Raw genomic sequence first — 19,533 nt, 5'->3', positions numbered from 1 at the left:
TCTTAGCTGTATAATGATTGTAGAAGATTATTATAAAAAAGAAAATGGAGGATTCTTATGAATTTTCGTTTCAGTAAGTGTGCCGTAGCACTCACACTAGCTCTCTTAGCTGCAAGCAATCCAAAATTAGCTCAAGCCGAAGAGCTTCTCAACACAACTCCAGCTTCTTCAACAGAAGCAAGGCAGGCTGTACCAGTTGAAACTGACACCACAGAGAAAGCTGATAGTACAGAATCTCCTGCTCCAGCCACTACCGAAGCTGAAAATCCAAGCTCTTCTGAGACAGCTGAAACCAGTGATCCTACGAGCGAGACAACTGCCGCAACTGCTTCAGAGGCACGCACGGTCACTCCTGCTGCAACTGAAACTAGTCAGCCTGTTGAAGGACAAACTGTTGATGTTCGCATTCTCGCAACAACTGACCTCCATACAAACTTGGTCAACTATGACTATTACCAAGATAAACCAGTGGAAACGCTTGGTCTGGCAAAAACAGCTGTTCTTATCGAAGAGGCAAAAAAAGAAAATCCAAATGTTGTATTGGTAGATAATGGAGACACTATTCAAGGTACTCCTCTTGGAAATTACAAGTCTATCGTTGATCCTATTGAAGAAGGCGAACAACATCCTATGTACGCCGCCTTAGAGACTTTGGGATTTGATGTCGGCACACTTGGCAACCACGAATTTAACTACGGTCTTGCCTACCTCGAAAAAGTAATTCGTACAGCCAACATGCCTCTAGTCAATGCCAATGTCCTCGATCCGACTACGAAAGACTTTCTCTACACCCCTTATACCATTGTGAAAAAGACGTTCACAGACACCGAGGGTAAAAAGGTTACACTAAATGTCGGTGTTACAGGGATTGTTCCCCCTCAAATTCTCAACTGGGACAAAGCTTATCTAGAAGGAAAAGTGATTGTCCGTGATGCAGTTGAAGCCGTTCGCGATATTATCCCAACCATGCGAGAAAATGGAGCAGACATCGTTCTGGTCCTTTCCCACTCAGGTATCGGCGATGACCAATATGAAGTCGGCGAGGAAAATGTCGGTTACCAAATCGCCAGCCTAAAAGGAGTTGATGCGGTTATCACAGGTCACTCCCACGCAGAATTCCCAGGAACTGCCGAAAAACCAAACTTCTACGCTAAATACTCTGGCGTGGATGATACAAATGGTAAAATCAACGGCACTCCTGTCACCATGGCTGGAAAATACGGTGATCACCTCGGTGTGATTGACCTTAATCTAGTCTTTAAAGATGGCAAATGGACAGCTACTTCTAGCAAAGCGGCTATTCGTAAAATCGATACAAAATCATCTGTAGCAGATGGTCGCATCATCGACCTTGCTAAAGAAGCCCATAACGAAACCATCAAATATGTTCGTCAACAAGTCGGTGAAACAACTGCTCCAATCAACAGCTTCTTTGCCCTTGTTCAAGATGATCCTTCTGTACAGATTGTTAACAATGCACAGATTTGGTATGCAAAACAACAGTTGGTGGGGACTCCAGAAGCTAATCTACCAATCCTATCTGCGGCTGCACCATTTAAGGCTGGTACTCGAGGCGATGCTTCAGCCTATACAGACATTCCTGCTGGCCCAATCGCCATCAAGAACGTAGCAGACCTTTACCTCTACGACAACGTTGTAGCCATCTTGAAAGTCAACGGTGCCCAACTCAAAGAATGGTTGGAAATGTCCGCAGGTCAATTCAAGCAAGTTGACCCTAGCTCAACAGAGCCACAAAATCTAGTCAACACAGATTTCCGCACTTACAATTTTGACGTTATTGATGGAGTAACCTATCAGTACGATATTACGCAACCAAATAAATACGATCGTGATGGTAAGGTAGTCAACGAAACTGCCAGCAGAGTTCGGAATCTGCAATACAATGGACGAGATGTGACAGCTGATCAAGAATTCATCGTTGTGACCAACAACTACCGTGCAAACGGTACTTTCCCTGGGGTTCGCGAAGCTTCTATCAACCGCTTATTGAACCTGGAAAACCGCCAAGCCATCATCAATTATATTATCGCTGAGAAAGTTATCAACCCTACAGCAGACAATAACTGGACCTTTACAGATAGCATCAAGGGACTCGACCTCCGCTTCTTGACAGCAGATCGTGCGAAAGCTCTAGTTGCTGACCAAGAAGGTATTATCTACCTACAGGCTTCAACTGCCAGCGAAGGGTTCGGTGAGTTCAAATTCGTCTATACTGAACCTAAAGTAGTGACTCCAGATGAACAGCAGTCAGATCAAGGTAATACAGGTCAAGATATTGTACTCGAATCTGGTCAACGAATTACTCTTCCAGCGGTAAATCCACCAGCTCCTGCTCCACAACATAAATTGGCTAGTCCACATTCACAAGCGAGCACCAAGACACTCCCTGCAACAGGAGAAGCTACCTCTATGCTTAGTCTGCTTGGCCTCACTTTGATTGGTTTTGTCGGCGCATGGACTAAGAAAAAAGAACATTAAAATAGACGAGACTGAGCAAAAACTAGCCCTTGTTCAAGCCTCATTGCTTTTGACTCGTCACGAACCTCTTAATACTCAATGAAAATCAAAAGCAGCCTAGGAAACGAAGTCGAAGATAGAACTCTGTTACTATCCTATTTCAAGGTAACAGGCTGAAAACCTCCACTGGAGCTTTTCACTCATCAAGGCTCTTGACAACGGATAATTTTGGTTTTCGAAGAGTATAAAGAGGCGTTCGTACGACTTGTCACTATACCAATACCCTTTTGCACTCAATAAAAAAACACAGATAGACTCAAGCTGATTTTGATGAAATCCAGCTAAGCTGTCTGTGTTTTTCTTTTATTCCCATTATTTTGGACTAATTTCTTAACCAACTTTCGTTAATACTCAATGAAAATCAAAATCAGACTAGGCGACGCAGATGCAGATAGAACTGAAGTTCATCAAATCAAGTTAACAACGTCTGCTTTTGATTTTCGAAGAGTATAAATTCATACTCACTAGGAGGAAGCCTATCTTTGTTTCAACCCTCTTTTGACCAAAAACGCCCTTCATCCTACCAAATACAGATTCTAATAAAACGGTAAAGGATATAAAGCAACAAGACCCAACCAAACATCGTCAGGTAAAATACAAGACTGAATGAATATTGCTGAAACTGCTTTATTTCACGTTGACTGGTCTGGCTCACTTCATCAGCTTCCTCTATTACATCTGATTCGCGATAAGCATTGACTAACAAGCGATAATCAAAAGGAGGAACTAGTGGATCACATGTCAACAAGGTTACCATATCCTGACCCTCAACAGGTAATAACTTTTGCCAATCTGTTGCTTTTATCACTTCTGTATTTTTTACCAAATACGTCAGCGTCCTCCCGCCAACCTCAATAAAAATCTTATCACCTTCTCTCAACTCTGACAGTCGGAAAAATCTGAGATCATTGTACCAACTACGGTGACCGGCAATGACACTTCGTCGACCTATTCCACCTATAGGTAAAGCTGTTCCTATAACAGAAGCAACTCCATCATTTAAATGTTCACTGGTTGCCCCAACATAAATAGGTTGTCGAATTTCAATTTTTGGAATACTCAAATAACCAATTGCCCCTTCCATTAATTCAGAAGACAACACATCGGTACTATTTGAATCATTTTTCTCTGCAAAGGGATCAACTGTGGGTAAGTCACCACCACTAACCTGTTCCCCATAAGCCTTAATTTCCTCGAGTTGCTCTGTCGAAAAGAATTTAGAATTCCTACGATAAGACCGATACTGTTGGAAAACTTGAAACTCCTGCACTGACATATTGGTCAGTAACACTAAAGGAAGCAACAAACCAACCAACATGAAAATATATCCTATTCTTTTCATCATTTCATTTCCACCTTCTGATACTTCTTCCTACGGAGAAGATAGAGGATAATAACAATCACTACTATGATTAATAGGGCTACCAAGTAGGATAGCGTTAGCATATCCAAAAAGAATGCCGGTTTTTGCTTGATGGCAACTTTCGGCTCATAAGGAACGCGATGTCCACGTACCAACAAACGATGGCTGTTAATCATATAAGGAGTACAGGTTAGCAAGGTTGCATAGTCTTTTCCGTTTTGAACTATAACAGGATCAAAATTATTCGGTTCAACAACTAAAATCTGGTCCACCTCATAAGCCAAGACCTCAGCTATATTATGAATGTAGAATTGATCCCCGACTTTTAAATAATCGAGATTGGTAAATAGCGAAGCATTAGGAAGACCACGATGCGCCGTAATCACAGTATGAGTACTTTCTCCACCAACTGGCAAGGAGGAACCTTCCAAATGCCCCGCTCCTTTTTGTAATACTTCCTCAGTTGTACCAGCGTATATAGGAATTCGCTCGTTGATTTTCGGAATTTCTACAAAACCAATTTTCTCCTTCACCTCAAGCATACGAGCGTATTCCACTACCCCAGCCTTCTCTTCTTCTGTGTAAGGATCTTGCAATTTGTGAGGTTCCAAGGTCTGGTTGTAGGCCCTAGCATGCTCCAACCTTTTCAGAACTTCTTCACTCGGTAACTGTTGTGCTTGTTCATAAAATGATTGGATTTTATAATCAGAGTCATAACGATAATAATATTGAGAAATCCACGGATACAGCGTCACTACTAAACCAAAGAGAAATAAAAGCTTCAAGAGTATGGACTGTTTAGACATTCCCTTTCTAAGTTGTGAACGTTTCATCATTACTCGTCACTTTCTTTTTATTTTTCCGCCTTTTTGTTAATAAGAAAATCAGTAAAATACCGACAAACATTCCGAGCGCATAAAGAAGATAACGAATAAGAATACGCTTCTCTGCATTTTCAGACGCTTTAAGATGCTCTTCTGCAACATAAGGAATACGATGACCGCGTACCAATAAACGGTGCGTATTCACCATGTAAGGCGTACAGGTTAGCAAGGTTGCATAGTCCTGCCCAGGCTTGACCAGCAATTCCTCAAATTGAGTTGGTTCAGCAACCACTATTTGATCTACTTCATACGCTAATGTTTCTACGATATTGTGAATGTAGAAAGTATCACCGATTTTTACCTTCGTTAAGTCTGTGAATAACCGAGCTTTGGGTAAACCTGTATGAGCCGTTAAGACAGTATGGGTATCGCTCCCCCCAATCGGTAAGGATGTTCCTTCCAAATGCCCTACACCTTTTTGAAGAACGGTCTCAGAAGTTCCTGCATAAACAGGAAGCTTGACCTCAATTTTTGGAATTTCAACATAACCTATCTTTTCATGCAATTCCAGCATCCGTGCATACTCTACCCGTCCAGCTTCATGTCGTGATTTGGTATACGGATCCTCTGAAACCACATTATTCAGACTCTCATTAAAAGCTTGAGCCAAATCCATTCGTTCCTTAACCTCCTCAGAAGCTAAGGTCTTTTTTTCTTGGTCGAAAGAATTAGTCAGCTGATCCGACTCATATCGATAATAAAAATTAGAAACATGAGGATAAAGTAAAATCCCAAATCCAATCAAAAATACCAAGTAAAAGGGGATATTGCTTTTCTTTTTTCTCTTTGTAGTTTTTCCCGATTTTTTCTGTATCATAATCCGAACTTTATTATTCTTCCATTGTCTTTCTACTGCATTGCAAAGCTAATACTCAATGAAAACCAAAAGTAGCCTGGGAAACAAAGCCGAAGACAGAACTGGAGTTCATCAAGGCTAGTTGACAACGGATAATTTTGATTTTTGAAGAGTATAAAATCCCCTACATTCTGCTTTTATTATACCATAATCCAACTTTAAAACGAAAAATCCCATTGCCCCAGATTCAACCTGACAATGGGATTTTCCCTCTATTCTAGTCTGTCAAACGTTATCGCTTAGTATAAGTTACCAAGCGATAACCTAGCAAGAAGAGCAAAATACCGGTAGATAAAACTGCAATTACCACCACATTTCCTGTATATGGAATTTCAATTCCAGGAGGTGTAACAGGTTTATTCTTAATCTTAATGATCTCGGACACATGTGAATCCGAGGTTATTTCAAAAGGAATCGTATCTTGAGATAAAATGTAGCCAGTAGGGGCCTTGACCTCTTTTAAGTAGTAAATACCATAAGGAAGAGGACCTACCACAAACTGACCATTCGAACTTGAAGTGACGTGATAAGAATTGCCGTCGACTATCACTTCCTTCAATTCTCCGCCTACTTCCTCAAGAACCGCAAACTCTGCCCCAGATAAAGGGGCGGTGCTGGTTGATACCTTTAAAAACGGCTTACTACCCTTTTCTTCGCTAGGTCTCCTGACCTTAGCCTCAATCTTTGTAACACCTCTACCTACATTCATCAAGAATGGGATAACTTCTAGACTCGTAGGCTTTCCTACTTGCCGAACATAATACCATCCCTTAGTCAATCCTCGAAAAGTGGCTTGACCTTCTGGAGAAAGAGCTTGAGAAGAAATTGGCTCACCATAGAGACTGGTCAACTCAGACCGACTTTTTTGATATAAAGAATCTGCCAACTGTTCAGAAGAAACGGGTTCTTCTGAAGCGATGTACCAAGCCTCCAAACCCGTCGAAACTTGACTGGCATCTATTCCATTAGGGAGAGGAATATGAACCTGAACATCAAAAGAATCTTGCGCTTGGAGTGAAAGCGAGGGCAATGATAATACACACATTATAGCGACAAGGCAACATATTATTTGTCTTACTGTTTTCATCTGCCCCTCCTTTCTAGTAATAATTAAGCTTCTTCAGATTGACGCTTTTTCATCGCGATAAAGGCAAATACCATAGTACTCAAACCTACAATTGTGAAGACAAGTGTACCGATACCACCCGTTTGTGGAATAGTTACTTTTTTGTTTTTAACTTGTTGGAAGTTTTCAGCAGTAATATCATCTGTTTGCCCCCATGTATTTGGACCTACAATAAATTTCACAGTTGTAGTAAGAAGCGCATATCCTTCTGGGGCTTTTGTTTCAATAAGTTCATATTGACCAGCCACAAGACCTTTGACTTCAAACTTACCATCTGTTGATGATACAAATTTGAAAGCACCATCTTTACTATCTACCCAAGTCCATTGCATGTTCATTGCTTCGTACGCTGCATCGCGCAAGGCTTTTTTCTGATCAATATCAGTAGCTTTTTCTTTGACGGCTGCAATATAGGCAGCTTCTTTTTGGGTATAGTCTGAAACTTCTGCATCTTTTGTAGCAGTCGCTTTCAAAGCAAGGTATTTCTCTTCGCCCTCTTTACGAACAATAAACTCTGCACCGAGTAATTTCGTACTAGCATTCAATTCCTTATCATCAGTCTTCACAAAACGCTTACCATATGTGATAACTTTTGGCTCTTCTGGCTCAAGCGGAGTTGGGTTCGGGTTTTTCTTGTTTTTTACTTTGATTTTACCTTCTTCAATAACAGTGTAATCTGGAAGAGAGGCTACTACATCCGTTTCCTCAATAACAAGGTACTCAACTCCTCCCTTAAGACCTGTTTTAGATACAGATTTTTGACCTTTCTGAAGTGTAATCTCATCAACTTTAACACCAGTAGCTTTTTCATAGATACCAAACTTAACATCAATTGGAGTTAAGCCTTCGTCCCATTCTTTTTCAACAGTGATTTCTCCATCTTTTGGTGTTGTTGATTTTGGTTCAGAGAACTCGCTTGGACGGTTACCGTAGATCAATTTAACCTTGTTAGGGATTCCAGAATCAACTTTAGCTGAGTCATTTAAAGTAGCCTTGTAGGTCAAAGTGAATTTCACTTCACCTTCCTTTGCTTTTTCTTCCAATCTCGCAAGGCCATCAGGATTCAATTGCACCATGAACCCACGTACAGTTTGTGTCAAAGTGTAGTCTGTAATTTTTTGAAGGTTAAGACCTTTATCATCTGCGATTTGTAGTGAGTCTAGCTTGAAGTCAAGACCTTTAAGCATGGTATCTTCCCAAGCAAATGTCTTATATGCTGCGTCCTTAGGAACTTTTGTTGTAATAGTGTAACCAATTTCTTGACCGATTTCAACATTTTTTACACCATTATCTCCAATATTTGCCTTATCAGTGAACGCTTTTGTGATTTCAGGTTTGTTTTCAGTGTTCTTTGGATACACGTGAAGAGGAGTTTGGGTATCAAAGTATCCAGAACCATCTGTTTTAGCCTGTGGCAATTCAAGCTTGAATGGTACAGCTTTCATACCAGTCAATTCACTACCATTTTGGTTGTAGTATGGTGACTTTTCTTTATCTTCAGTGAAGATATAAATCCCATTAGCTAAAGTGAATGTTGCACCATTAGCTGTTGTTTCAACACCGTTAGAATAGTTTGTAGCAAGTTTGTAGTTATCATTATCACCAGCAATACCAAGTTCAACACCTGTCTTAGTACCATCAGCTTTTGTCTCGACTTTTTGCCATACTTTGAAATTTACTCCCGCAACTTCCACGGCAGAATTACCAAAATAATTCTTCAAATCTCCGATTGAATTACCATTATATTTGGATAAATCTTCTTTATAGTTAAAGTTATTAAAGTCTGTTTCGTTCATCACAATTTTGTGAACAATAACGGTTGTGCTAGCCGTATCTTCGGCATGGACTAAGTGTTTAATATTTATCAGTGAACCGAGCACCGTTAGGAACACAGTAAACACCGAAAATAATTTCGTCAATTTTTTCATTGTATACTCCTATTTTTTATTTCTTATTTTGTTTACATTAGGAACTATCTAGTATATTTCCGATGTTGCTCAACGGCAAAAGCAATGAACATCATCACCCCCCCTAATGCAATATATGGAATGATACCCATACCACCTGTTTTCGGATATTCTCCTTTGCGGAGGTTTTTCACGATAATCAGGTGATTATCCGTATTGTCTAGACTGATGAGGTCCTCTCCATCTTGGATAGAGATAGCCCCATCTGCACCAATATTAATATGGAATTCCTTTTCAATCTTTTGATAGCCGTCAGGGGCTACTGTTTCTTTCAAGATATAGGTTTTCCCTACTGCTAAATTGTCAAAGAGGACTTCATCCCCTGTTGTAGTCGTGGTTTTAACAACTGGGATTGCTTGAGGATTATTGCTTTCTGTCAACTCAAACTGAGCTTCTAGACGTTGCGTAGGATCGCTATAAGACCGTTTAGCAAGTTTGATGTGGGTTGTTTGTTTTGTATTCTTCATGTTAAAGAGAATAACATTATCGCCATCTACCCTTTCAGCTAAGGTAACCTGATTATCTCCATTATGAAGTTTGGTCGTTCCATCATGGTTTATCTGGAAACGGTATTTCTTAGGATTTAATTGATATCCCGTTGGCGCAACAGTTTCTTCCAAAATGTAGTAACCAAAACTCAAAGATGTTTCAAAGAGACCATTTTTCGTCACACCACTAGCAACTTCGGTATCCTCAACACCATCATTGTTTGGATCACTGTAAATTTTAAATGTTGCACCATTTAGAAGGTGATTCTCGTCACGATTATCTGTTTTTTGGAGTCTGAACTTAAATTGCTTGAAGTTCTTGATGGTGATTTCAAGGGTAGCACCTTGTGACGTATCAACTGTCACCATATTCGAATCTGACTCTAAAATTTGTAAACTACCATCTGGTCGGATTTCAAATTTGGTATCTTGTAATTGATTAACAGGGCGATAGCCTCCCGTAGGAACAACTGTCTCTTTCAAAATATAGACGCCAACTGGCAAGTTCGAGAAGGTGATACTGTTGTCAGCACTATCTGTATTCCCTTCCATATTAACACCATCAATTACAACTGGATGACCAGCATCTGTAACAAGTTCAAAGTGAGCATTTAAACCAAGAGTCGGATGGTGATAATCACGTTTTTTGATTTTAAGATTGTACCTACGCTCGTTATTTTTCACTTTAATGCTGATCGCATTTGCAAGAGCACCACTAACACCAGGTAAATCTGTTACACTAACCGAATTAGTTTGATTTAAAACTCTAAAACGTGTCACAGCTTTCTGTTGCGTTACCGCATAAGCTTGCGTTGTTTCGTATAACTCCAACAATACCGGTGCACTCAAACCGTCATAACCTTCTGGTGCTTGTGTCTCTACAAGAACATATTTGCCAAGCGCTGTCGCAGTTAATCGTGTCAAACTGCTTTGACCTGTAAATGTCAAGGTTTGTACGAGATTGGTATCGTCAAGAGAGGCGCTTGATACAGTTGCCTCTGTTGTACTATCGTCAACTTTATAGAGCTTAAAGGTAACAGGTTTTGAGATTTGCTTGTTATTCGCATCTACTTTCTCAATTTTGAACTCTGGATTTTCGATGTTACCGATTTTAATAACATTAGCGGCAACATCACTTCCACCTGCTTCAATCGTTTGGGTAGCATCTCGAACACTTACCTGCAATTCTCGGATTCCCAACCATCTATTTGTTCCCGTCTGTAGATTCCGTACACGAATGTATTGAGCATAGATATCTACAGTCTGAGTAAGGTCGGTCTCGGTGAAATTACCAATTGATTGATAGGTGATACCATCCGGTGAATACTCAAGGGCATAGCTATCCATTTTGTCATGGTCACTACCGTTTGTGGTATTTTTACCTTGAGCAAAGCGAATTTGCGTTACGCGCTGAGGCGAACCTAAGTTCACTCCCCACCATTGTCCTTCATTCAAAGTCGAACTTGAGAGTTGGTACAAGGCACCGGTTGTCAAATCACTGTCCAGCGCCTTATCTTCTGTACTATAGCCATAGGTAGAGGCCATAGCAATCTCTGCAGATTTTATCACATGCAAACCACTTGCTATGTGACTACTTATATCCGAGTCAGAGTAGAAACGGACACTGCCATCCCTATTAACATAAATCGTGTAGTTTTCTGTCGATTTGATATAGCCAGATGGGGCTTGTGTTTCTGTCAGAGTATAGACCCCAGGCTGGAGGTTTTCAAAAACAAAGTCTTGGTTTGCAGCTTGCTGTTTGACAATGGTGATGGTCGGATCGTCATTCTTTGTCAAAGTAAAGGTCATTTGTCCAGTGATAAGGTTGGTCAAATCACTAATCCCTTTAACACGCTTGCTAACTTTGAATTTACCGAGTGGATAGTTCTTGACTTTTATCGTAATCGTATCTGGCGAGCTCGTCGTCACATCAATACCTTCAAGATAATCACTATTCACTTCTACTATACCATCTGCCCGAATAGTGAATGGTACCAAACCTGATAAGCCGATATAACCCGATGGAGTTTTTTCTTCCTTGATATAGTAAGTCCCTGGGGCAAAGTTTTTAGGGAAGCTGAACTCTCCATTGTCAAAGTTTGAAATTTGCCCATCAATTACATTCCCTTGGCTATCCGTAATACCAATACGTGTCTGCACAGTTACTTTCTGTCCAGTCAGTGCATCAATTTTCTGCACTTTAACTTTATAAGTTGGAGGGCGGTTAATAATACGCTCACTAGTACCAGATTCAAAACTGATAGTTCCAGTCTCAGATACCGTAAATCGTGCCGCAGCTTTTGTTAACTTACTATAACCTGCTGGCGCACTAGTTTCCCAAAGTTCATAGGTTGTACCACCTTGCAAGTGGTCCACACGGAGCTTGCCTTGACTATTTGAAGTTAAGCCTGTTAGAACTCGTTTGTAGCCTGTTTGGGTTATCTGACGAAGCTCAAACACTGCATCTGCAAGTGGCTGATCTTGCTCATTTACCTTGGTGAACTCAGTACTAAAGTCCTCGTCAACAACATTTATACTAAAGTTTCCGTTGACAACTTCTACCGCTCCCGTCTGTGTATTGGAAGTGTCTGTTAATTTACGTACTTTTAGCTCTCCGTTTTCCTCATAAACCTCAATATCAAGAGGAGGAATCGTTTTATAACCCGCAGGAGCTTTTGTCTCCGTCAAAGTATACATGCCTTTTGCGAGGTTAGAGAAAATAAACTGACTTGCAGGAAGAACTTCTCCTATTGTGACATCATAATTTCCACCATTTTTACTCTGCAGTCTAAAGACAGCTCCTTTCAATGGCTTACTTTCACCAAATTCAAATTTATTGATTTGAAGTGTAGTTGATTTAGTATTAACAACTTCTGTTGGCTTATTGACATCATATTTTTTCCCGTCAATGGTAATATTTTGATTATCGGTTACAACAATAGTGTGCTCTGTCGGATCTAAGATATAGCCAGGTGGTGCACTAGTTTCCTTGAAGGTGTAGGTGCCGCCGATTATCTCCGAAAACTGAATATCTCCATTATCATCTGAAACGGCGGTTCGATACGGTTCATTTCCTTTATATAATGTGAAAATCGCACCTGAAAGTGGAATTTTCTGACCATTTTTAATTCCAACCTTTTTCAGTTTAAAACCATACCAATCTACAGGATAAGCACCACCTTGTGATACTGTATCTCCCTCACGACGATAGATATTAGTGGTTCTTCCTCCACCCATGACTGGACTACTCCATTTCACACTCATACCATTATAATACAATCCATTCGTCTTATACTTTTTCTTCTCCTTCAATCGTACAACAATCGCCTTATTGGCCGTATTACCATCATGATAAAATTCAATTGTATGAGTACTAGTGAAACCATCAAATGAAGAATATGAATTGTTTTCTCTATAAACTCTTACAGATACACCTATGCTATTGTCTGGCAAACCATAGTGATGGATATCTCCATTATATGAAGTACCTTTATAATCCAGTTTAACTAAACTATCCTTAGAATAAGACATAGCCTTGGTACCATCTGCTATGAAAATTTCAATAGATTGAGGTATACTACTCGATACGTTCCCATTTGGATATAATTCTAAACCTGGATGTAAAAAATCCCAAAACTTTCGATTGTCGCCGCGAGCTCTACCTATATTATTTCCCCCTGCATTATAAACTAATTCCCAAGTAAAAGTATCCACAGTCTGGCTATATTGATATTTATTTATTCCTCCAAACCTAGATAGTCCTCCCTCACGATTGTCGTTATTCGTAGCATCTAAGCTTCCATCTGCTTGTATAGTCTTTTCACAATTCATTCCACTTCCATTATAGGTGGATTTGAAGCTCAGTTTCTTATTAATCAATGTCTGATTGCGAGTAGTCGTTGTATACCACTCAGGAAGGTTTGGAAGTACCCCTGTTTTATATAGTTCTGTAGTTGCTTTATTATTGATTTTAATCACATTACTGGTTGGAACTCCAATCTCAAACCAACCATTGTACTCTTGTACGGAATAAGCCTCTGTAGTCAATACAAAGCGAATTAAATTATCTTTTTCGTGATAAACTTTTGCTATCACCTTACCATTTGCAGACACAGTGGACCATGCAACATTAGGATTTGCAACATGACTTAACTTTAACTCTGGTGGCAATTCTAAAGTAAATGAATCTCCTGCACGCGCAAAAGCAGGTATTTTCAAGTTCATTTTCATCGAACCGTCAAAACCACCCCAAATTTTAGAACCTGATTTATACATGACATAATTGATGCTTACAAGGTCTATACTGCTTACCCCATAGTTTCCGCAAGTATCTGGTGGGAATACTGGTGTCGTGGTATTATCCTTTTTATTTGTAAAGACATAGTAAAGATTTTCCCAGTCAGTCTGTGCGCTAGAAAGAATATAACCTGATGGAACAGCTTCGGTCACATCATAATATATCCTCTTTTTAGTTGCTGTACTTCCCATACCAGAAAACTTATCAACATTAGCAATCGTAATTTGTGTATTATTTGCGCTAAGTGTTTCCTTACGATTAGTTAAACTTCCCCCATTAACCGTAAAGGTCACATCTACCTTATCACTATCAGCCTCCCAATTCTTCTGGATTTTTATATCACCTTTCAGCGCTTCTAGTTGTGCTCCTGAAATGGTGTGATTAACTTTTTCGTCTTTCACATTTGTCACTATCTTAACCAAAGCGACCGCACCTGCCGGAACATTGTCAACCGTAATCTGGTTCCCAGACGGATTAACTGTTTCAGATCTAGTTTCAGTATAGGTTCCATTACTTGGTTCATATATATAAACCTTATATTCATGGGCAGCTTGTGAGCTATCTAGGGCAACATCAAATGTAAACCTTTGGGTTGTCGACGTATCATTTAGTTGTGAACTAGTCCATTCGATGACCTTATCGTCATTATCACGATACTTACCAATTGTACGATTGGTATTGGAAGTATTGACCGTATCTACTTTTAAGTCCCCTAGAGGACCACCATCATTTTTAGCTGGAAGCGTAATAGTATCTGCTGTTGATAAGGTACGTGTTTCCTTCTGAGTTAGGGTAACCGATGTACCATTATAGGTAAGCTTGCTGCCCTTTGGAGCATCGACAGTTACTTCCGACCGATAATCCAAACTATAGTTATCACTTGGAATCACCACAGGAGTCTCAATCGTATAGACATACGTCCCGTTTCCAACTGGTAAATTATCGGTAGCTGACTTAAAATTGTCGAAACTTCCATAGTAAGTCGTATTAGTTGTTATCGGAGTGCCATTTTTCGTAATAGAAATAATTTTAGGTTCACCCAAACCAGAGTCAGTTGTTGTTGAGAAGGCATTTCTAATGGAGGTGATATTGCTATTGGCACCGCCTACCGTAGTAGTGTATTCCCAAATGATTTTTGTGGTATTGGTATTTGAGTCAACCACTACCTCTTTTTTCTTCAAGACACCATCTTGTGAATAGCTTTGATAAATACCTGGAATTGAAATTGTAATAGGTTTAAAAATGTATTTTATATTTGACTCTTCACGCGTGATGGTTGTTGTTTTATTCCCGGATATGGTGGTCGTTGTAGTGGCATTTGCATTTCCTGTCACAGTAGGATTATCAAATAATGAAACATCAAGTAGCGAACGTGCTACTCTCGCTGAACGCGGCATCAAAGATGAATCCAATATTGAGTTCAGCATAAGTCCTTCTAAAGGATTTTTAGGGAAGTTGCTAATTGAGACGTTTTGTCTTGATTGAGCTACTGTTAACTCCACTACTTCTTTTGTGGCAGAAATCTCATAACCATCTATGGTAGATTTTTGAATTACCGCATAGTTTCCCAACGGAAGATTTGAAATCGTTAGGAGACCATCTTTATCTGTCTGACCAGTATAAACAAGATTTTCACTTTCTACATTACGCACCTCAAATATAGCACCTTCGATGGCTTCATTTTCAGTATCCTCAATGCCCTCTTCTTGTTCAGAACTAGATTTTGTTAATTTGATACAGATAACTCCTCGTTGTTCGACCAAAGCATCCACAGCTTGCTCTGACTCTGGAACTGTTGAACTTCCTTGTGATTCTGAATTGTCAGGTACATTTTCTTTTGTTTCAGAGACGGGTGGGTCTTGAGAAGGGCTTACTACATTGACATCCTCAGTAGATGAAGGCTTTTCAGTAACTTGAGAATACTCCTTAAAGACACTCGGTTCAGCTTTAAAATATGCGATATGATCCGCAGCTACTACCGCTACTAACTCCCCCTTAATAACCTCACTAACCTTGGTAAAACTTAAAGTCAGACTTACATTATCTGCCGAATAATCCAATTCTGTTGTTGGCAGCAGTCTATAGGAATGGTAGTTTTCTCCATACACTGGAAGTTCTTCTACAGTTTTTGACAATACATCTAATTCATTTGAAAGAGAGCGTTTTTCTGTCTCACTCTTTGTTATAGCTAGGTCCTTCTCGTTATATGACTCATCTAGTTTCCAACCTTTTTCTAAATCATCTTTCTTTAACTCTAGCCCTTTTTGAGTGATAACTACTATACCTTTTTCGTTAAAATTCTGTGTAGCTAAACTCTGCTTATCTATTGTAATTTTTTGACCTATAGTCTCTGGACTAGACAACGATTCTACTAACTCAATATTTAATCTATCTTTGTACTCCTTTTTGTCTTCGATATAGGTGCGTCTTATTCTTGAAGCACCATTGGTCGACAAACTTTCTGCCATGATACACATCGCATCTGTAAAACTATACGTGCATAGAAAAAAAACTGACATTAAACTAGCTAATTGAACTGCTTTCTTTCTAAATTCTATCATCTCGTACTCCTTGGTTTGTGTCTAAATCTGCTAAAGTTGAGATACAGGGACATTATCTTTTCCGGTTCTAAATATAAACAAAATCAACTTTAATACTTATTAAGCTTACATGAAATTGATAGTTCAAATACCATTATTTCAATTTACTATAATATAAATAGCAAATCGCCGTAAGTTCCCTGCAATCTTCCTCTAGTTTTCACTTTTTACAATAACACTTATACAGATTTTTTCCATATACAATCTTACTTGATTTCCCTCTAAAATCAAGCGACATTTAGCGAGAAACACAGAAAAAATAGAAAAAGAACATCTGGAAATGACAAGAGTCACCTTAATATAAAAATAACCATATTTCAAAAAATATGCATCACACCATATTACATTTCAAACACTGACTCTCTAATGAGTCTAGGACAAAAAGAGTTGTTTTTTTGAAATACCTCATCTGGTCATTCTGCAGATTGATAAACAAAACAAAAAACGAACAATACTAGTTTCTAGATACCCTAAAACTAATTTTGTTCGTTTTTATATATAAAATTATACTTTTTCTCAAAATCATTAAGAGACTAATTTCGGATTCGATTGAATAAAAGATGTAGCTTAAATATTTCGGCGACGCTATTTTAGTTGTAAAAAACTCATATTTCCGAGCTAATATATATGAGTCTTCCCTGAATTCTTGATAAAGAATTCCCGAACTACCTAAAAAGGACTTTTCACCTTTTAGCCTAACATGCATGAATAAAAAATTACTCACAGGTAATCTAGCACAAATAATAGCCCAGCTAGGTAAAAAGTACAACGCCACTTCTTTAAGTTAGTATCAATATCTCAGTGCAGTAGTTGATTGCTCTAGCAATCTGAGAGAATTGCTTGAGGTTAGAAATTGAACAAACAAAGTTTGTGCTGAGACAGCCCAAGAAACTGTTTCAGCCTGACCCTAGAAATCAAAAGTGAGGTAAAAAAGTTGGATATAGGATTTGTAAAGAAAATCACAGCAATTCGTATTTTATAGTCTTTTAATTTACTTTTAGTATGAGGCAATGAGCCACAGGCATAACTGAAGTTAGGCAAGGATAAGAAGACGGACTCTACTAGGAATAGTCGTCTTTCCCACTTGCCTGGTTTTTTATCAGAATCAATTTCATTATTGAAACCAATTACCATTTAACTATCTATACCCCAATAATCAAAGGATTCTAACAGGTTCAAGAAAGACTCAAACATTCCCCATCGTCAACCCCGACTGATGCCGTTCTTTCAGTAAATGTCCAAACCAAGACTCTAGCAAACCTGCCAGGGCAATGACCACCGTATTGATAATCGTACCTAAAGCAAACATGGACTACCTCATCAATTCCGTCGCGTAGCTAATGGCAGAAAGGGCGTAGAGTGGAGCCGTCTCCGCTCGTAAGATACGAGGACCCAGACCTGTCTTGACCGCTCCTGCTCCTTCAAATGCGGCTACTTCCTCAGGCGACACGCCACCTTCTGGACCGACAATGACAAGGACTGATTGGCCGAGTTCTAAGCCAGACAAGATTTTTACTAGATTAGCTTGTTCACCTTCTTTGGCAGCCTCTTCGTAGGCTAGGATAATCTGGTCAAATCCTGCTAGTTGAGCTAGAAAATCCGATTTTTTCTCAAACAAGCGAACAGCTGGAACGCGATTGCGTTTGCTTTGCTCGGCTGCGCCTTGGGCAATTTTTTCCAACTTTTCTGCTTTTTTTGCCAGTTTTTTACCGTCCCATTTGACCACGGACCAGTCAGCTGGAAAGGCCCAGAGGGCTGCCATGCCTAACTCCGTTGCCTTTTGGGCGACAAATTCGAGCTTATCTCCCTTTGGAAAGCCCATGGCAATGGTCACGGAAACGGGTAATTCAACATTATCTGCCAGTTCTTCGATAATCTCAACAGATTGGCTCTGACTGTCCACTACACGCGCCAAGCGTTTGATCCCGTCATCAAATACCAGGACAATCTGGTCGTCTGCCTGCAAGCGCATGACAGAAAACATATGCTTGGCAGTGTCCTTATCCTTAATCTGGAAAAGGCCCTGCGGTGCTCTGCCATTGACAAAATACTGCTGCATCCTAGCCTCCAATCACACCTGAGCGGTCAGCTGTTTTCTTGAAGATACAGCAATTCCACTCGCCCTGAATCATGTGGGTTTCGAGGAAGAAGCCTGCCGCCTCCGCAGATGCTCGCACCATGTCCCACTTGTCCGCGATGATGCCGCTCATAATCAGGTAGCCCTCGTCCTTGACCAGACGGTAGGCATCCTCGGTCAGATGGATGAGAATATCCGCCAAGATGTTGGCAACGATAACTTCCGCTTTAATATCAACGCCACGAAGCAGGTCGCCTGCTGCGACATGAATATTGCTAGTATTGGCATTGAGGTCAATGTTTTCCTGAGCCACACGCACCGCCACTTCATCTAAATCGTAAGCAAAGATTTCCTTAGCCCCAAGAAGAGAGCTAGCAATAGAGAGAACGCCTGAGCCTGTACCAACATCGATAACCGTTTCGCCACCACGCAAGACCTGAGAAAGAGCAAAGAGGCTCATCTTGGTGGTTGGATGAGTACCCGTACCGAAAGCCATGCCTGGATCCAGACGGATAATCTTCTCACCAGCAGTCGCCTCATAGTCGGTCCAAGATGGCACAATGGTCAAATCGTGGGTAATGCGGGCTGGCTCATAGTATTTCTTCCAGTTGTCCGCCCAGTCTTCCTCTGTCAGTTCCTGACTTTCTAGGCTGACCTGACCCGTTTCCAAGCCAAAGCCTGTCAAATCCGCCAAGCGAGTTGCCAAGTCTGCCTTAACTTCCTCAATATCTACAGTATCAGGATAATAAGCCGTAATCGCAATCATATCTGACTGCTCCACCTCGGGATAAAGTTCACCGAAACGGTCCTCCTGTCCCACATAGTCAGCCGAGTCGCTAATGGCCACCCCCTGACTGCCCGTTTCAATCATGAGATTTGAAACTGCTTCTTCTGCATCACGATGAACGTGAATCGTTAATTCTTGCCATGAGTTCATGTTTCTTGTTCCTTTTCTTTTCTATGCGTCAATCACTGTATTATTGTACCGATTTCTAGCCTATTTTACAAGTTAATGTTACGCGATGGAGCCCTAATAATACTTTTTCGGAAATTTTCTAATCGCACTGCGAATAAACATGTGTAGGAAAGTTTGAGACGGTGGTTCCAAGTTTCTGAACGGAGGTGATGCCCATGAAAGTGGACAGCAAATCTGCTAGAAAGGAGGAATGCTTTTGTCCGTAGCTGATGGACTGATTGTCATGCTCACATTCGCAAGTCTACTTGTTGAAATGCTGAGCTTGATAATCGTCATCATTTTAGCTATTCGAGATAAAAAATAACCGTCAGCAAACTTTGACACAGTTCTGACGGTTATTTAATCTAACGAACTGAACCAC

General features: G+C 40.1%; 11 protein-coding genes. 2 read left to right on the top strand and 9 right to left on the bottom strand.

What is annotated here, in order from left to right; translation table 11 throughout:
• The first annotated feature begins 57 nt into the window (after positions 1–57).
• Positions 58–2,499: a heme-binding protein SntA gene (gene sntA / locus ODU34_RS05915; RefSeq protein ID WP_398578409.1), complete on the top strand. Its 2,442-nt coding sequence runs from the start codon at positions 58–60 to the stop codon at positions 2,497–2,499.
• Between the two features lie 559 nt (positions 2,500–3,058).
• Here the strand turns inward: sntA and ODU34_RS05910 are convergent.
• The 9 genes from ODU34_RS05910 to prmA all read right to left on the bottom strand — a co-directional run bounded on the left by ODU34_RS05910 (position 3,059) and on the right by prmA (position 19,133).
• Positions 3,059–3,883: a class C sortase gene (locus ODU34_RS05910; protein WP_192874223.1), complete on the bottom strand. Its 825-nt coding sequence runs from the start codon at positions 3,881–3,883 to the stop codon at positions 3,059–3,061.
• Entirely contained in the window at positions 3,880–4,737 is an 858-nt protein-coding gene (locus tag ODU34_RS05905; protein ID WP_105178879.1) for a class C sortase, read from the bottom strand. Before ODU34_RS05905 ends, ODU34_RS05910 begins: the two co-directional genes overlap by 4 nt.
• The gene (locus ODU34_RS05900) at positions 4,715–5,602 is read right to left on the bottom strand and encodes a class C sortase (protein ID WP_044768085.1); all 888 of its coding nucleotides are present in this window, start codon (positions 5,600–5,602) and stop codon (positions 4,715–4,717) included. The genes ODU34_RS05905 and ODU34_RS05900 overlap by 23 nt, the downstream gene beginning before the upstream one ends.
• A 271-nt stretch (positions 5,603–5,873) precedes the next feature.
• A complete protein-coding gene (locus tag ODU34_RS05895; RefSeq protein ID WP_398578408.1) occupies positions 5,874–6,728 on the bottom strand; it encodes a prealbumin-like fold domain-containing protein in 855 nt (284 codons plus the stop codon).
• A gap of 23 nt (positions 6,729–6,751) precedes the next feature.
• On the bottom strand, positions 6,752–8,695 hold the full coding sequence (locus tag ODU34_RS05890) for an isopeptide-forming domain-containing fimbrial protein (protein WP_192874224.1): 1,944 nt from the start codon (positions 8,693–8,695) through the stop codon (positions 6,752–6,754).
• Positions 8,696–8,739: 44 nt separating this feature from the next.
• Positions 8,740–16,080, bottom strand: coding sequence for a SpaA isopeptide-forming pilin-related protein (locus ODU34_RS05885; RefSeq protein ID WP_239514892.1), 7,341 nt, complete (start codon positions 16,078–16,080; stop codon positions 8,740–8,742).
• Positions 16,081–17,305: 1,225 nt separating this feature from the next.
• Positions 17,306–17,428 carry a hypothetical protein gene (locus tag ODU34_RS05880; protein ID WP_044763406.1) on the bottom strand — a complete coding sequence of 41 codons (123 nt, stop codon included), beginning with the start codon at positions 17,426–17,428 and terminating at the stop codon, positions 17,306–17,308.
• A gap of 3 nt (positions 17,429–17,431) precedes the next feature.
• The gene (locus ODU34_RS05875; RefSeq protein WP_105138857.1) at positions 17,432–18,178 is read right to left on the bottom strand and encodes a 16S rRNA (uracil(1498)-N(3))-methyltransferase; all 747 of its coding nucleotides are present in this window, start codon (positions 18,176–18,178) and stop codon (positions 17,432–17,434) included.
• 1 nt (position 18,179) lies between these two features.
• A complete protein-coding gene (gene prmA, locus ODU34_RS05870; protein ID WP_105138858.1) occupies positions 18,180–19,133 on the bottom strand; it encodes a 50S ribosomal protein L11 methyltransferase in 954 nt (317 codons plus the stop codon).
• Between the two features lie 229 nt (positions 19,134–19,362).
• Here prmA and ODU34_RS05865 point away from each other — a divergent pair, with 229 nt between their 5' ends.
• Positions 19,363–19,476, top strand: coding sequence for a putative holin-like toxin (locus ODU34_RS05865; protein ID WP_015647538.1), 114 nt, complete (start codon positions 19,363–19,365; stop codon positions 19,474–19,476).
• The last annotated feature ends 57 nt before the right edge of the window (positions 19,477–19,533 follow it).

The sequence above is a fragment of the Streptococcus sp. 2018WUSS126 genome, from assembly GCF_044427425.1.
Classification (GTDB): domain Bacteria; phylum Bacillota; class Bacilli; order Lactobacillales; family Streptococcaceae; genus Streptococcus; species Streptococcus hashimotonensis.
Note: the sequence above shows the minus strand (reverse complement) of the source record. Positions and strands in the feature narration are given on the sequence as shown.

What these genes read in the sequence shown, in the direction of transcription:
- ODU34_RS05880 (WP_044763406.1), bottom strand. Translation starts at nt 17,428, where the DNA reads ATGTTTGCTTTAGGTACGATTATCAATACGGTGGTCATTGCCCTGGCA.
- ODU34_RS05895 (WP_398578408.1), bottom strand. Translation starts at nt 6,728, where the DNA reads ATGAAAACAGTAAGACAAATAATATGTTGCCTTGTCGCTATAATGTGT.
- ODU34_RS05900 (WP_044768085.1), bottom strand. Translation starts at nt 5,602, where the DNA reads ATGATACAGAAAAAATCGGGAAAAACTACAAAGAGAAAAAAGAAAAGC.
- ODU34_RS05890 (WP_192874224.1), bottom strand. Translation starts at nt 8,695, where the DNA reads ATGAAAAAATTGACGAAATTATTTTCGGTGTTTACTGTGTTCCTAACG.
- sntA (WP_398578409.1), top strand. Translation starts at nt 58, where the DNA reads ATGAATTTTCGTTTCAGTAAGTGTGCCGTAGCACTCACACTAGCTCTC.
- ODU34_RS05885 (WP_239514892.1), bottom strand. Translation starts at nt 16,080, where the DNA reads ATGATAGAATTTAGAAAGAAAGCAGTTCAATTAGCTAGTTTAATGTCA.
- ODU34_RS05875 (WP_105138857.1), bottom strand. Translation starts at nt 18,178, where the DNA reads ATGCAGCAGTATTTTGTCAATGGCAGAGCACCGCAGGGCCTTTTCCAG.
- ODU34_RS05865 (WP_015647538.1), top strand. Translation starts at nt 19,363, where the DNA reads ATGCTTTTGTCCGTAGCTGATGGACTGATTGTCATGCTCACATTCGCA.
- ODU34_RS05905 (WP_105178879.1), bottom strand. Translation starts at nt 4,737, where the DNA reads ATGATGAAACGTTCACAACTTAGAAAGGGAATGTCTAAACAGTCCATA.
- prmA (WP_105138858.1), bottom strand. Translation starts at nt 19,133, where the DNA reads ATGAACTCATGGCAAGAATTAACGATTCACGTTCATCGTGATGCAGAA.
- ODU34_RS05910 (WP_192874223.1), bottom strand. Translation starts at nt 3,883, where the DNA reads ATGATGAAAAGAATAGGATATATTTTCATGTTGGTTGGTTTGTTGCTT.